The 14,145-nt window shown below is 65.7% G+C and carries 15 protein-coding genes; 5 read left to right on the forward strand and 10 right to left on the reverse strand.

Features of this window, described 5'->3' with window-relative positions:
- Positions 1 to 4: 4 nt before the first annotated feature.
- Both Clow_RS12165 and Clow_RS12170 read left to right on the forward strand, forming a co-directional pair.
- Complete coding sequence (locus Clow_RS12165) at positions 5 to 553, forward strand: DNA glycosylase AlkZ-like family protein (RefSeq protein ID WP_281175671.1); 549 nt, start codon at positions 5 to 7, stop codon at positions 551 to 553.
- Positions 550 to 1,005, forward strand: coding sequence for a DNA glycosylase AlkZ-like family protein (locus Clow_RS12170; protein ID WP_281175672.1), 456 nt, complete (start codon positions 550 to 552; stop codon positions 1,003 to 1,005). The genes Clow_RS12165 and Clow_RS12170 overlap by 4 nt, the downstream gene beginning before the upstream one ends.
- A 22-nt stretch (positions 1,006 to 1,027) precedes the next feature.
- On the opposite strand, the gene Clow_RS08275 is transcribed toward Clow_RS12170, so the two are convergent.
- On the reverse strand, positions 1,028 to 2,047 hold the full coding sequence (locus tag Clow_RS08275; protein WP_055178312.1) for a 3-hydroxyisobutyryl-CoA hydrolase: 1,020 nt from the start codon (positions 2,045 to 2,047) through the stop codon (positions 1,028 to 1,030).
- 49 nt (positions 2,048 to 2,096) lie between these two features.
- Between Clow_RS08275 and Clow_RS08280 the strand changes: the two genes are divergently transcribed.
- A complete protein-coding gene (locus Clow_RS08280; protein ID WP_055178313.1) occupies positions 2,097 to 2,882 on the forward strand; it encodes a Cof-type HAD-IIB family hydrolase in 786 nt (261 codons plus the stop codon).
- Here Clow_RS08280 and Clow_RS08285 read toward each other — a convergent pair.
- Positions 2,879 to 3,328 carry a PTS sugar transporter subunit IIA gene (locus Clow_RS08285; protein ID WP_055178314.1) on the reverse strand — a complete coding sequence of 150 codons (450 nt, stop codon included), beginning with the start codon at positions 3,326 to 3,328 and terminating at the stop codon, positions 2,879 to 2,881. The two genes, Clow_RS08280 and Clow_RS08285, sit on opposite strands and share 4 nt — an antisense overlap.
- A complete protein-coding gene (locus Clow_RS08290) occupies positions 3,325 to 3,561 on the reverse strand; it encodes a PTS sugar transporter subunit IIB (RefSeq protein ID WP_055178315.1) in 237 nt (78 codons plus the stop codon). The genes Clow_RS08285 and Clow_RS08290 overlap by 4 nt, the downstream gene beginning before the upstream one ends.
- 88 nt (positions 3,562 to 3,649) lie before the next feature.
- On the opposite strand from Clow_RS08290, the gene Clow_RS08295 reads away from it, so the two are divergent.
- Entirely contained in the window at positions 3,650 to 4,957 is a 1,308-nt protein-coding gene (locus Clow_RS08295; protein ID WP_245625735.1) for a PTS transporter subunit EIIC, read from the forward strand.
- Here Clow_RS08295 and ppk2 read toward each other — a convergent pair.
- The 4 genes from ppk2 to Clow_RS08315 all read right to left on the reverse strand — a co-directional run bounded on the left by ppk2 (position 4,944) and on the right by Clow_RS08315 (position 9,756).
- Positions 4,944 to 5,783 (reverse strand): polyphosphate kinase 2, encoded by an 840-nt coding sequence (gene ppk2 / locus Clow_RS08300; RefSeq protein ID WP_055178316.1) that lies wholly within the window; start codon positions 5,781 to 5,783, stop codon positions 4,944 to 4,946. The genes Clow_RS08295 and ppk2 overlap by 14 nt on opposite strands.
- A 34-nt stretch (positions 5,784 to 5,817) precedes the next feature.
- A complete protein-coding gene (locus Clow_RS08305) occupies positions 5,818 to 6,141 on the reverse strand; it encodes a putative quinol monooxygenase (RefSeq protein ID WP_055178393.1) in 324 nt (107 codons plus the stop codon).
- An 85-nt stretch (positions 6,142 to 6,226) separates the two neighbouring features.
- Positions 6,227 to 7,918, reverse strand: coding sequence for an alpha/beta hydrolase (locus Clow_RS08310; RefSeq protein WP_055178317.1), 1,692 nt, complete (start codon positions 7,916 to 7,918; stop codon positions 6,227 to 6,229).
- Positions 7,918 to 9,756 carry an ABC-F family ATP-binding cassette domain-containing protein gene (locus tag Clow_RS08315; protein ID WP_055178318.1) on the reverse strand — a complete coding sequence of 613 codons (1,839 nt, stop codon included), beginning with the start codon at positions 9,754 to 9,756 and terminating at the stop codon, positions 7,918 to 7,920. Before Clow_RS08315 ends, Clow_RS08310 begins: the two co-directional genes overlap by 1 nt.
- Before the next feature lie 79 nt (positions 9,757 to 9,835).
- On the opposite strand from Clow_RS08315, the gene Clow_RS08320 reads away from it, so the two are divergent.
- Positions 9,836 to 11,068 carry a WD40 repeat domain-containing protein gene (locus tag Clow_RS08320; protein WP_156334804.1) on the forward strand — a complete coding sequence of 411 codons (1,233 nt, stop codon included), beginning with the start codon at positions 9,836 to 9,838 and terminating at the stop codon, positions 11,066 to 11,068.
- A 1-nt stretch (position 11,069) separates the two neighbouring features.
- Here the strand turns inward: Clow_RS08320 and Clow_RS08325 are convergent, their stop codons facing one another.
- The 3 genes from Clow_RS08325 to Clow_RS08335 are packed head-to-tail and all read right to left on the reverse strand — an operon-like array spanning position 11,070 to position 14,077.
- On the reverse strand, positions 11,070 to 12,035 hold the full coding sequence (locus Clow_RS08325; protein ID WP_055178319.1) for a 4-(cytidine 5'-diphospho)-2-C-methyl-D-erythritol kinase: 966 nt from the start codon (positions 12,033 to 12,035) through the stop codon (positions 11,070 to 11,072).
- Complete coding sequence (gene rsmA, locus Clow_RS08330) at positions 12,032 to 12,895, reverse strand: 16S rRNA (adenine(1518)-N(6)/adenine(1519)-N(6))-dimethyltransferase RsmA (protein ID WP_055178320.1); 864 nt, start codon at positions 12,893 to 12,895, stop codon at positions 12,032 to 12,034. Before rsmA ends, Clow_RS08325 begins: the two co-directional genes overlap by 4 nt.
- Positions 12,896 to 12,898: 3 nt before the next feature.
- On the reverse strand, positions 12,899 to 14,077 hold the full coding sequence (locus Clow_RS08335; RefSeq protein ID WP_055178394.1) for a resuscitation-promoting factor: 1,179 nt from the start codon (positions 14,075 to 14,077) through the stop codon (positions 12,899 to 12,901).
- Positions 14,078 to 14,145 lie beyond the last annotated feature (68 nt).

Here is a 14,145-nt window from a genome sequence, read left to right on the forward strand (position 1 = left end):
GCGAGTGGAGGAACTGAGCACCAAGGAACTCCTCGCGCACAGGCTCATCGCCCAGGGACTAGCGGGATCGGCGGCCCGCCCGCGCTATGATTCCGCCACCGCCGTGGCGCGCGCCCTGCTCGCGCTCCAGGGCCAGACCTATCCCGCGGGTATCCGCGCCCTGGGCTTGCGCAGCGGACTGGACGACGCCGCCGTGCTCCGCGAGGTCGCAGCCCTCCACGTGGTGCACTCCTGGCCGCAGCGCGGCACGCTGCACTTCATAGCCGCCGAGGACGCCCGCTGGCTCAGCCGTTTTCTCTTTCCCCGCATGGAGGGAAGCCAGAAGGGCCACCGCAAGAACGTGGGCCTGGATGACAACATGGTGAACAAGGCCAGGGAAGCCCTCTACGACAATCTGGCCCGGCGTGGCACCGAAGCCCTCAGCCGCGCGGAGGTCTACGAGGTCTTTGGCTCGGTGGGCATCGACCCCACCGAGGGGCGCGGTTCCCATCTGCTGCGCTTTTCAGCTCGGAGGGTGACCTCGTACAAGGCCCCAAGCGTGAGGGCTCGTTGAAGTCCTCCGCCACCGAGACCTTCCTGCTCACCGAGGCTCTGCCCTGCAAGCACCGCGACTACCAGGGGGACGAGGCCCTGATAGAGCTGGGTAGCCGCTACGCCACGGGGCATGGTCCGGTGAGCATGCAGGACCTGATGGTGTGGTCCAAGCTCTCTAAAACGCAGGCCACCAAGGCCCTCCGCGAATCGCGTGGCACGGTGCAGGTGCGCCATGCCGGTGAGGTCTATTGGCTGGCGGCCTGGCAGGAGCAGGTGAGCGCGGAGGAAATCGAGCAGGCCCTGCGGCTGCGCCTAGATCTTCCGGCCTTTGATGAATACCTGCTTGGATACTCCAATAAGCAGATCATTGTTCCCGATGCCATACGTAAAAACGTGCTCACCGCCAATGGGCTGAGCTGGCCCTGGGTGATGGAGGGCGGCGTGGGGGTGGCCAGCCTGCGGGCTATCTGACCCCACGCCGAAACCGATAGCCCTACAGCAGAGCCAGGTAGGCGGCCTCGTTCACGTCCGCGTAGCGCGCGGGGACAAAGGCGGCATCGTGAGTTTTATCCACCAACACCGCGCGCACCCCCTCGGCAAAGTTGGGCTCTATGCGCAGGGCGGCCGCAAGGCGGGCCTCATTATCAATGGCGGCGGGCAATTCCACGGACTGATTGGCGGCGAAGAGAGCCGCGGCGGCCACCACGGAGGCGGGGTTGGCCCCCACCAGGGCCTTATTCACTACCGCGCGCAGTTCGGGGTATCTGCTCAACGCCTCGTTGATCTGTGCCCAGCGGGGGTGAGCAAAGGTGGCCTCGATGGCCTCGCGCAGCGGGGCCAGGCGGTTTTCCGCCTCCGGGCGGGCGCGCAGCCCCGCCACGGCCTCTTCTACTCCTCGCGCGATGATCTCGGAGCGCAGCGCCGCCAGCTCGGCGGCGGGCACAAAGTGCGTGGCCAGGCCCGTCCACAACATCTCCGTGGGATTGAGCCGCCAGGAGGTGATGCCTAAGAAAGCGCCGAGCGCCTGGCTGCTGCCAGGGGTGTGTTGGAGCGTCCAGCTCATGCCCACGTCCGTGATATAGCCGATGAGCATTTCCGGCATGGAGGCAAAGGCGTTCTCGGTGACCACGCGGTGCGAGCCGTGCGCCGATACCCCCAGCCCACCGCCCATCACCACGCCGTCGATAAGCGCCACATAGGGCTTGGGGTAGGCCGCCAGCGCCTTGTTCATGGCGTATTCCTCCGCGAAGAAGGCGTCCACGGGGGCGGGGTTGCCCGCCAGAATCTCCTGCCTGGCATAGCGGACGTCCCCGCCCGCGCAGAAGCCCTTGGGCGAGGTGGACTCGATGAGCACCTGGGTAATCGCCGGATCGTCGCGCCAGGTTTCCAACGCCTGGGCGATGGCGTGCACCATCTCCGGGTTGAGGCTGTTGAGGGCCTTCGGGCGGTTGAGCTGAATGATTCCGGTAGTCTGATCCACGAGAGTGAGCACGGGCGACGTCGCAGTAGTCATGCCGTCTAGTGTTCCACATCACTGTGATGCGCGGAGCGGAAAGGACGCAATGGCACAGCGGCTTGTTGCGGTAGACATGGACGGCACCTTCCTGGACGGCCAGGGGAATATCCCCGCCGCCTTCTGGGACCTCTACCCCCGGCTGCGTGAGGCCGAGATTATTTTTGTGCCCGCCTCCGGGCGCCAACTGGCCACGCTGCGCGATCTCTTCCAGCCGCTTAGCCCCCACCTGCACTTCATCGCGGAAAACGGCACGGTGGTGGCCCAGGGCGAGCAGGTGCTTTCCACCACCCCCATGAGCGCGGACTCCGTGCACAGCATTATCGACGCCGTGAAAACCTCCCCCTCCCCGATGGATCTGGTGATCTGCAAGCCCCAGGTGGGCTACGTGGACCACCCCGACGCCGCCGCGGAGGTGGGCAAGTACTACCACAGCGTGAAAACCGCCGAGGACCTGCACTCTGTGGTGGACGATAGCGTGATTAAGGTGGCCATTTACTCCGAGCGAGACGCCGAATCCTATGGCGCTCCCCGTATCCGCGAGGCCGCCCCGCAGGAGCACACCGTGATCTCCGGGGCGCACTGGATTGACGTGATGAGCCCCCAGGCCAATAAGGGCCGCGCCCTGGCGCAACTCTGCGAAACTCTGGGTATCTCCCCGCAGAACTCCCTGGCCTTTGGGGATTACCTCAATGACCTCGAATTACTCCAACAAGCCGGTACCTCGTATGCGATGAGCAATGCACACCCCCTGCTCAAGGAGCAGGCCGATCACATCGCCCCGCCCAATACCGAGGCCGGGGTTATCACCGTGTTAGAGAGCCTGCTGGCTTAGGCGCTGACCTCATAGAGGGTATCGCCCGCGTTCACCTGGGTTGCCGAGGTCACCTCGCCAAGGGTGCCCTGCATGGCCACCACGGGGCAGGTGAGGTCGTAGCCTGCGGCGGAAACGGCGGCGGCGTCGATAGTAACCACCGGTTCCCCGGCGCGCACGGCCTCGCCCTTGGCTTTGTGTACCTCAAAGCCCTTGCCCTCTAGCTCCACGGTGTCGATACCCACGTGCACCAGCACGCCCGCGCCGGACTCGTGCAGAACGATGAAGGCGTGCGGGAGCACCTGTTGGAGGGTGCCGTCCAGCGGGGCTACCACGGTGTGCGTTCCGGTGGCCTCGGGGACCACGGCCACGCCCGCTCCCACCATGCCGGAGGCGAATACCTCGTCCTTGACCTCGCTCATCGGGATCACTGCCCCGGCCAGGGGTGCTTGAACCTTGCTGCTCATAGTTGCTCCTCAATATCCTCTGCGATCATCTCTGCCTGCGGTCCCACGACCACCTGCACCACGCTGCCGGTGGAGACCACACCGATGGCTCCGGCTGCGCGCAGCGCCGCTTCATCCACGGCGGAGGCATCGCCCACCACGGTACGCAGTCGCGTGATGCAGCCCTCGATTTCCTCGATATTCTCCGTGCCACCCAGGCCCGCGATGATGCCCTCGGTGTTGATCTGTGCCATAGATATTCCTCCGTGATTAGTGCTCTATAAGCCAGGTACCAGCATATACACTGACTATGTTCCTTTACCCTTCTGCTTAGGAGTGGCTATGTCCCCCACCAAGAAAAAGGGAAAGAGCATGCAGGTTCTTCAACGGCTTGGCCGCTCCCTCATGCTCCCCATCGCCACCTTGCCCGTGGCCGCCCTCATGGCGCGCGCGGGCCAGCCGGATCTGCTGGGCCGGTGGCCCGAGATTACCGTGCTCAACTGGCTCGCCCACCTGCTCGGCGGCGCGGGCAACGCCATTATGAGCAACCTGCCTATTCTCTTTGCCGTGGGCATCGCCATCGGCTTTGTGAAGAAGGCCGACGGTTCCACCGCGCTGGCCGCCGTGGTGGGCTACCTCATGCTCACCGGCACCTTCGAGGCGATGTCTCCCCTGGTACTCGACGGCGTAACCAACGCCAACGGTGAACAGGCCGTGGTGAACTATAACGTCTTTGGCGGCGTGATTATCGGGCTCATCGCCGCCCTGGAATGGCAGCGCTTCCACCGCACCAAACTCCCCGATTGGCTGGGCTTTTTCAGCGGCAAGCGCCTGGTACCCATGATCGTGGGATTCACCGCCGTGCTCATCGCCATTCCCATGCTGCTCGTCTACCCCTACTTCGACGCCGCGCTGACCTGGGCGGGTGAGGCCGCCCAGCGTAACGACGTCCTCGGTGGCTTCCTCTACGGCCTGGCCAACCGCTCGCTCATTCCGCTTGGCCTGCACCACCTGCTCAACTTCGTGCCCTGGTTCGTGCTCGGCTCCTACCCCAATGCCTCCGGCACCGAGGTACACGGGGATATTGCCCGCTTCCTGGCGGGCGATCCCACCGCGGGCAGCTTTATGACGGGCTTCTTCCCCATCATGATGTTCGCCCTGCCCGCCGCCTGCCTGGCCTTTTATCACACGGCCCGCCCGGCACAGAAGAAAATCGTGGGCGGGGCGATGTTCTCGCTCGCGCTCACGGCCTTTCTCACCGGCATCACCGAGCCCATCGAGTTCTCCTTTATGTTCGCCGCCATGCCGCTCTACGTGCTGCACGCGGTGCTCACGGGAACCTCGCTGGCGCTGATGAACTTCCTGGGGGCCAAGATGGGCTTTGGCTTTTCCGCAGGCGCCACGGACCTCGTGCTCAACTGGGGCATTGGTACCCATCCCTGGATGATTCTGGTGGTGGGCCTGGGCTACGGAGTGCTCTATTACCTGCTCTTCCGCTTCATCATCGTGAAGTTCAACCTCATGACCCCAGGGCGCAACCCCGAGGAGGACCCAGAAGAGGCCCAGGCGGAGGCCTCTGCGGAAGCCCCCGAGAAAGCAGCGCGCCCGGAGGACACCACCGCAGAGCGGGGCTCGGCTACTTCTTCTTAGCCTTTTCCAGGTCCGCCGCTACGTCCGGCACGTAGCGGAAATCCTCGCGCGGCGGGCGCTGATAATCATTGGTGGAGGAGGGACGCTGCGGAATCTCCGGCAGCTCGCGCTCGATCTTCTCGTAGGGCACCGTGGAAAGTAGGTGCGAGATGACGTTAATGCGGGAGCGCTTCTTATCCTCGGATTCCACGGTGTACCAGGGGGATTCCGCGATGTCGGTGTGCACGAACATCTCATCCTTGGCCTTGGAATACTCCTCCCAGCGGGTGATAGATTCCAGATCCATCGGTGAGAGCTTCCAGCGGCGCAGCGGATCGCTGCGGCGGGATTCAAAGCGCGCAATCTGCTCCTCATCAGAGACGGAGAACCAGTACTTGCGCAGCATGATGCCGTCCTCCACCAGGAGGCGTTCAAAGATGGGCGCCTGATGGAGGAAGCGCCGGTATTCCTCCGAGGTGCAAAAGCCCATCACGCGCTCCACACCCGCGCGGTTGTACCAGGAGCGGTCGAAAATAACGATCTCGCCAGCCGTGGGCAGTTTTTCCACGTAGCGCTGGAAGTACCACTGCCCTTGCTCCCGGGAGTTCGGGGCGGGCAGGGCCTCGATGCGGCAGGTACGCGGGTTGAGATACTGGGTGATCCGCTTGATCGCGGAGCCCTTACCGGCGGCGTCGCGGCCTTCCATGATGATGACGAGCCGCGCCCCGGTTTCCACCACCCACTGCTGCATATCCACCAATTCCGCCTGAAGGCGCTTGAGTTCCTTCTCATAGGCCTTCTTTTTCAGTTTGGGCGGATTGGTGCTGTGCGGTTCCTCATTGCTCATGAGTCACCAGTGTAGTGGGAAACGGTGGAGCCCCTTAGTCCACGGCGAACTCCGCCATGCGATCCCACTCGGTCTTACCGGGAATGGTGGTGTTGATGATCTTGGGCGTTTCCAGCAGCAGCTCGGGGAAGAGTTCGCAGGCCTCCTTGAAGTGCTGGGAGTTCACGTGAGCCTCGGCGGCGTCATCCTGGAAGGCCTCTAGCAGCACGTACACGCCGGGGTCATCGGTGCTGCGGTACCAATCGAAGAAGATATTGCCCTCCTCCGCGCGGGTGGCCTCGGTGAAGTCTGCAACCTTCTCGCGGAAGTTCTCTACGTACTCGGGCTTGGGGCGGTACACAACGTTAATCAGAATCATGGCCGCCAGTGTACCTACCATGCCCCCAGCCACGTTCCGGCCGCACGCGGCGCTACCTCAGCTCTGCCGCAGCTCCACTTCGGCCCTACTCAAAGCGCGTTTCATCGCTGAGCACCAGGGCCTCATCGAGCAGCGGTCCTAGTTCCTCGGCGCGGTTCTGAGGCAGATTACCCACCGCCGCGAAGCCATCGAGCAATTCATCGCCGTAATTGTGCCCGTGGCTCTGGGGCACGTTCTGGCTCACGGGTAGGTCCGCCGCCACTTGAAGGAAGGTGATGAAGGGAATCCAGCGCATTTCCGGCAGGCGGTCAAAGCCCGCTGGTTCGCGCAGCCAATCCGGTTCCCGCAGCATGAGGGAGGGTGACCACCAAATGATGGGATCGGAGGGGTGCTGAATGTAGAGCACGCGGGTGGGACCCCAAGAATCGGCATCGCTAAAGGCGCGAATGTCGTGCGCGTTTTGGGCAAAGCGCACCACCAGGCCCCCGGAATACTCCGGGCTGACCTCGGTGGTACCGGGATCGCGCCGCTCCACAAAGCTCTTCCACAGCGGGTTGAAGTCCGGCGGCCCGGTGAGCACGATGCCGTCCACGGAGGAGGAAATATCGCGCATACCGGAGAAGGCCGATTCCACGGCGGTAGAACCCAGGGATTCCCCGTAAAGGTAGAGCTTGGGTCGGTTATCCTCCGGCAGACTATTCCACCAATCCACCACCGGGGTAATCAACGTCTTACCGGCCTCTTGCACGGCCTCGCCCCCGGCGAAGAAGTGCAGGGCCGAGGGCAGATAGGAGTACTGGGCGGCGGCCACCGCCGTATCGCCGTCATATAACATCTCGAAGGCCTGGGCGGCGCGGTGGTTGACCCAGCCGGTTCCGGTGGGGAGCACCAGGAGCAGAGCGGAACGCTCGCGCGCTCCGGTGCGTTCGAGCTCGTCGATAAGCAATTGGGCGCGGGCCTGCGGATCGGCCTCGTTGCGCAGGCCCGCGTACACGCGCACCGGCTCGTGGGCCGGGCGGCCGGTAACCTGCGATAATTGCTCCCCGCGCAGCCCGCCATCGACGAACCTCATGCCATAACTGCCCAGCCCCTCAAAAGCCACGGGCGAGTCCGGGGAGCCGGAGCGCTCCGCCTCGCGCGGCTGGGCGATGCCCTCCTCCGGTTCCTGGTTGCTCACGGAAAACACGCGCTCGCCCGCGCCCACGATCATGCCGGGAATCACCTGCTCCACGGCAAAGAGGCACACGAGGAGCACCGCCGTCCAGCCCAGCATGGTGCGCATGGGCGCCCGCAAGCGCTTGGGAGTTACCCGCGCCACCGCCCCAGCCAGCCAACGCAGCGCCTTGCCCAGCAGCACCGTGAGGGCAAAGACCACGAAGCCCACCGGCACCACCAGCAGAAACTCCCAGAGCGGATAGGCCTGGGCCCCGGTCAGCGAAGCCACCCCGTGCTGCCAGCGCAGGGAAAAGGCGGCCATACCGATCACCGCAATCCAGGCCAACACGGGGATGACCACCCCGCCCACGCGGCGCCAGCGCTGGGGAATACTATCCAGGCGGGCGCGCAGGCCAGGAGCGTAGCGCGGGGAGAGCCACACGTGCCATATGCGGTACACCCCGCAGCCCAGGGCATAGCCGATTCCCGCGCCCAGGCCGCAGATGAGGCCCTGGTAGAAGAACTCGCGCGGCAGCAGCGAGGGGGTGAGGCTGAGCATGAACATCACCGCGGCCCCCACCATGCCCCAGGGGTGGAGGCTCACCTTGAGTTTGTTCAGCATCAGCCTTCCAGTTCCTCGGCCGCTTCCAACCAGGCGGCCTCGGCCTCCTCGTGTTGCTCGCGCAGGGTGCGCACCTGGGCGTCCAGCTCCGCCAGGCGGGCGGTATCCAGCGGGGTGGCGGTGGCGGCCTCGGCCATCTGAGCCTCGCAGCGGGAAATCTTCTCGGCCAGGGTGCCCATTTCCCGTTCTAGTTTGTTCATCTTTTTGGAGAGTTGGCGGTACTCCTGGCTGCTCAGAGTGCTGCTTCCTGCGCTTCCAGCGCTTCCCGTGCCTTCCGCTGCCGACGCCCCGACGGCCCCCTCCCCCAGGTCCAGCACCCCCGTGCTGCGGGCGGCGGCCTCCTCCGCGCGGCGGGCAAGATACTGCTCAATCCCGCCGGGCAGGTTGGTGAGCCGGCCATCGCCAAAGAGCGCCCAGGTGCTATCGGCAATGCGCTCGATGAGGTAGCGATCGTGCGAGATCACCACGAGGGTGCCGGGCCAACTATCCAGCAGGGATTCCAGCTCCTGCAAGGTATCAATATCGAGGTCGTTGGTGGGCTCGTCGAGAAGCAACACGTTGGGTTCCGTCATGAGCACGCGGGTGAGTTGCAGGCGGCGGCGCTCGCCACCGGAGAGGTCACCCACCGGGGTGCGCTGGCGCTTGGGTGAAAAACCCAGGCGTTCGGCCAACTGGGAGGCGGAGAGTTCCTTATCCCCCAGATGGACGTAGGTAGCCACGTCCTCCACGGCGTCGATAAGCCTGCGGGTGGGGTCGAGGTCATCGAGTTCCTGGCGCAGCCAACCCAGGCGCACGGTGCTGCCCTCCTTGCGCGTCCCGGCGGCCAGGGGGTACTCACCGGCCAGGGTACGCAGCAGGGTGGTTTTGCCCGAGCCATTCACGCCCACCAGGCCGATGCGCTCGCCGGGGGCCAGGCACCAGGTGAGGTTATCCGCGAGCACGCGGCCATCGGGAGTTTCCACCCGCGCGTTCTCCAGGTCAATCACGCGATTGCCCAGGCGGCGCTTGGAAAAGGCCATGAGTTCCACGCTGTCGCGCGGGGCGGGGACGTCGGCAATCAGGGCCTCGGCGGCCTCGATGCGGTAGCGCGGCTTGGAGGTGCGCGCCGGTGCTCCGCGACGCAGCCAGGCGAGCTCCTTGCGGGCGAGGTTGCGGCGGCGGGCTTCGGCGGCGTCGGCCTGGCGGGCGCGCTCGGCGCGGGCAAAGATCCAGTCGTTATACCCGCCCTCGTACACGTCCACCTGGCCGTCGTGAACCTCCCAGGTGCGGGTGGCCACGGTGTCGAGGAACCAGCGGTCGTGGGTGACCACCACCAGGGCGATCTTGCGGCCCAGCAGGTGCGAGGCCAGCCACTGCACGCCCTCGACGTCGAGGTGGTTGGTAGGCTCGTCGAGAATCACGAGGTCGAGGTCGCGCACCAGGGCGGCGGCGAGATTCACGCGGCGGCGCTCCCCACCGGAGAGCGAACCCACCGGGGTATCCAGACCAAGATCGGCCACCCCCAGCCCGGAGAGCACGGCGCGCACCTTGGCGTTCGACGCCCACTCGAAGGTTTCCAGCCCCAAAGGTGCCAGCACCACCTCGGCCACGGTGGCGGCGGGGTCGAGCTCGGCGCGCTGGGTAACCACGGCCATGCGCAGATCGCTCACGTGGGATACGCGCCCGGAATCGGGCTGTTCTAGGTCGGTGAGCACTTCCAGGAGGCTGGTCTTGCCACCCCCGTTGAGCCCAAGGATGCCGATGCGATCTTCGCTTTGCACTCCCAGCGATACGCCGTTGAGCAGGGTTTTTAAGCCATAGGAGAGGGAGACGTTCTCCATATTGATGAGGTTTGCCATAACGGCTCATATTCTAAGCCAACCTCGCTACCCCCGCCTTATTGTAAATGATTCTCATTATCTATTAGGCTCCCCAGCCATGAAAAGAACCACTCTGCTTGCCTGTCTGCTACCCCTGCCCTTAATCCTCGCCGCCTGCTCCGGCACGCAAGACTCCCCGCAGCCGGGGCCGCAGGATGCCACCTCCCAAGGCCCCGCCGAACTCAGCGAGGTTTCCTCCCTCCACCCCCGCCTCACCTACACCCACGAGGGCGGCATCACCACCATCGACGCCATCACCGGCGACACCCTCGCCACCACCGAGCGCGAGGGCTTCCTGCGCCTCAACCCCAGCGGGGACGGCCGCAGCCTCTTCGTCAGCGCGGGCGACGAGTTCCTGCTCTACGACACCGCCGCCCAGCGCATAGACCACGGCGATCACTACCACTACTACGCCGGTACCCCGGTGCTCACCTCCACCACCTTCCCCGCCCCGCACGCGGGCCACGTGGTAACCCACCAGGGCCGCACCGCGCTCTTCTCCGACGAGGAGGGCACGGCCACCCTCCTGCCCACCGATTCCCTGCTCAGCGAGGACGGCCCACAGCCTACCGAGTACGCCAGCGGAGCCGGACATCACGGCGTGGCCGTCCCCCTTGCCGAGGGCTTGCTGAGCACCGCCGGTACCACCGAGGAGCGCCACACCATTCGGCTTATCGACGCCGCCGGGGACGCCACCATCACAGAAACCACCGACTGCCCCGGCGTGCACGGCGAGGCCGTGGCCGAGGGAGAAAGGGTGGTGTTTGGTTGCGAAAACGGCCCCGTGGTCTTTGACGGCTCGGACTTCCAAAAAGTGCCTGTTGACGAGCCTTATCAGCGCTCCGGGAACCTCGCGGGCTCCCCCGATTCCCCCTACGTGCTGGGTGACTACAAGATCGACCCCGAGGCAGAACACGAGCACCCCACCGCCGTGGCGATCATCGACTCCCACGATGCCACGCTGCGCACCGTGGACCTGGGCTCTACCTATTGGTTCCGCTCCCTGGGCCGCGATGAGGAGGGGCACGGCGTGGTGCTCACCGCCGATGGTTCCCTGCGCCTGCTCGATCTAGAAAGCGGGGAGGAATTGCGCCGTATTCCCGTGATCGAACCCTGGGAGGAAAAGGAGGATTGGCAGGAACCCGGCCCGATCCTCCAGGTGGCGGGTTCCACCGCTTACGTGAGCGACGCTACCGGCCGCCTCTTCCTAGTAGACCTCCGCACCGGTGAGGTGGTGGCTCAACACGACCTCGCCCATACCCCCGTGGAGATGAGCGTGACCGGAGTATAGGTTAGGCCGGGATCAGGTGTGCTCCCGGCACCGGGCCGTGGGCCACCACGGCCCGGCTGGCTAGATTCTGGCCCACGAGTTCTTCTGCCACCACGGCGGCGGTATCGGCGTCCCGGCACAGAAAGGCCAGGGTAGGCCCGGAGCCCGAGACCACGCAGCGCAGGGCCTCCAATTCCACCGCCGCATGGTGGGCCAGCCGCAGCCGGGGCATGAGTTTGAAGGCCGGGGCCTCTAGATCATTGTGCAGGTGCACGCCCACTGCTAACGGATCTCCCGAAGCCAGGGCGGAATTGATGGCGGTGACGTCCATCTGCGGGCGCAGGTTCGGCTGGGTATAGCGCAGCTCATCGAGGGCCGCAAAGACCTTGGGTGTAGAAAGTCCCTCCCGCGAGAGGGCAAACACCCAGTGGTATTCCCCCCTGCTGAGCACCGGGGTGAGTTCTTCGCCGCGCCCGCGCCCCCAGGCCGTGCCGCCCATCAGGGTAAAGGGCACATCGGAGCCTAACTCTGCCGCAATCTCGTAGAGCTCCTCCTCCGCCAGGGCGGGGTATTCGGCGGCAAAGAGCGCCGTGGTGGCGCGCAGGGCGGCGGCGGCGTCGGCCGAGCCCCCGGCCATGCCACCCGCCGTGGGGATCCCCTTGTGCAGGTGCAGGTAGAGTGCCGGGGCTTCGCTCAGGGCGTAACGCCGCCGATAGCGGGCCACCACTTCCTCGGCGGCGCGCACCGCGAGGTTGGAGGAATCGCGGGGTACCTTGTGAGCGTCCAGGCCCGTGACCCGCACCCACCGCACGTGCGGGCCGCGCTCCACGCGGCGCGCGGGTACGGCCTCCACGGCGAGGTCATCGTGCAGGCTCACCGCCTGAAACACGGTGGAGAGTTCGTGAAAGCCGTCCGCGCGGGCCTCCCCCACGCCCAAGAACACGTTGACCTTGCCGTGCGCGCGGGCGCGCACCACCTGCCTTTTCATTCCGCGTTCCCCAGGCGCATAAAGTCCGCCACCCCCAGGCGCTCTCCGCGGGTCTGGGGGGCGATGCCCGCCGCGCGCAGTTTCTCCTCGGCTGCCGCGCCGGAACCATACACACCGGAAAGCGCGGCGCGGAGGGTCTTGCGGCGCTGGGCAAAGGCGGCGTCGATAAGCGGGAACACCGCGCGGCGGCTGGCCTCCGTGAGGGGCCAGGGGGCCTGATCGGGGGCAAAGCAGTCGATGCGCACCAGGCCGGAATCAATGCGAGGGGCGGGCCAAAAAACGTTCTTACCGATGGCTCCCGCGCGGCGCACCTCCCCGTAGAAACTCGCCTTGACCGAGGGCACCCCGTAGGTGCGCGAACCCGGCGCGGCAGCCAAACGATCGGCCACCTCGGCCTGCACCATCACCAGCACACGGCGCAACGTGGGAAAGGTAGCCAGCAGGTGCAGGAGCACGGGCACCGAGACGTTATAGGGAAGATTCGCTACCAGCGCCGTGGGAGCCTGCGGCAATTCCGTGACGCGCAGGGCATCGCGGTGCAGCACCGTGAGCCGCCCAGCGTAATCCGGGGCGTATTCCTGCGCGGTGCGCGGGAGGCGCTGAGCCAGGCGCTCGTCAATCTCCACGGCGGTCACGCTGCTCACGGTATCGAGCAGCGCCAGGGTGAGCGAACCCAAGCCCGGCCCCACCTCGATCACCCGATCCTCCGGCGTGAGGTCCGCCGCCGCCACGATGCGGCGGACGGTATTGGGATCGTGCACAAAGTTCTGGCCCCACTTCTTCGTGGGGCTCACGCCCAATTCCTCAGCGAGTTGGCGTATCTCCGCTGGCCCGAGCAGGCGGGTAGTGCCGTCCCCCATGCCTTAGCGGATACCGAGCTTTGCGGTGCACGCGGGCCAGGCCCCCCAACCCTGAGCCGCCTGCACGCGCTCGGCCACGGCGATCTGCTGCTCGCGGGTAGCCATGTGCGCCTCCGGGGCGTACTCCGTGCCGCCAAAGCCCGCCCAGGTAGAAGGCGTAAATTGCAGGCCACCGGAGAAACCATTGCCGGTATTAATCGACCAATCGCCACCGGCCTCGCACTGCGCCAGGCTGTCCCACACGCTGCCGTTCGGCACGGCGGGAGCAGAGGCGGAGCTAGAGGAGCTTGACGACGCCCCGGAGGACGTCTCCTCGATGGTCTCGGTGCCACCGCTGATGGTGGTCACCGTCACGGAACGCTCCGAGGGCTTCGTGCCGCGGGCGATCACGCGGGCCACGGCGGGAGTCTTTTCCTCCTCGTGGAGTACCGTGTTCTTCTTTTCCTCGCCGTTGATGCGCAGAATCTCGCGGGTGATCTCGCGCAGGCCGGTGGAGCCCTCCTCCACCACGTTCTCTTCCCCTTCGGGGAGGGTGGCGTCCTCGGTGTATTCCACCGGGGCCTCGATCTCCTCGGTGTTCTTCTCCTCCCCCTTCTCCACGCGATCGATCACAATGCTGAGGTTCTTGCTCAGCGGGGTGTTCAGGGCCGGACGCACCACGTCGTCCTCACCCAGGGTGATGCCGCGCTGCTTCAGGGCATCGCCCACCGTCTTGGCGGCCAGGGAAGTGTAGCTGGTGTTCTTGCCGTCGTGGATAGCCACCACCTTGGGGGAGGTGACCTCCAATGTCATGCCATCGGTCACGCGGCTGGAACCATCGGCGGTGACCTCGGAGCCGGGGTTGATCTCCGGGTGCTCGCTAAGCAGTTCCTCCACGGTGAGCGCGGTGGAGCGAATATCCTGCTCCTCACCGTCAATAACCAGAGCCACCGGCTTGGCGGTGCGCACGGTGATGGTGGCGGAATCGGCCACCTTCTCCGAGGGGGCGGGGTACACCAAATCCTCGGTGTCAATCTCCACACCCGCCTCTTCCAGGGCCCCGGCGATGTCCCTGGACATGGTGGTCAGTTCCGTGCGCTCGCCGTTGAGGTCCAGCACCACGGACTTCTGCCCCTGGGCCACCACGACGCCGCCCACCACCATCGTGGCCAGCACGCCACCGGTGGCCATGCGCAGGGGCATGGAGCGGCTGCTGTTGATCCGGCGGATCGTCGAGGTGCTCTTCCGTGACTTCACAGTGTTCTCCAGGC

Source organism: Corynebacterium lowii (genome assembly GCF_001412085.1).
Classification (GTDB): Bacteria; Actinomycetota; Actinomycetes; order Mycobacteriales; family Mycobacteriaceae; genus Corynebacterium; species Corynebacterium lowii.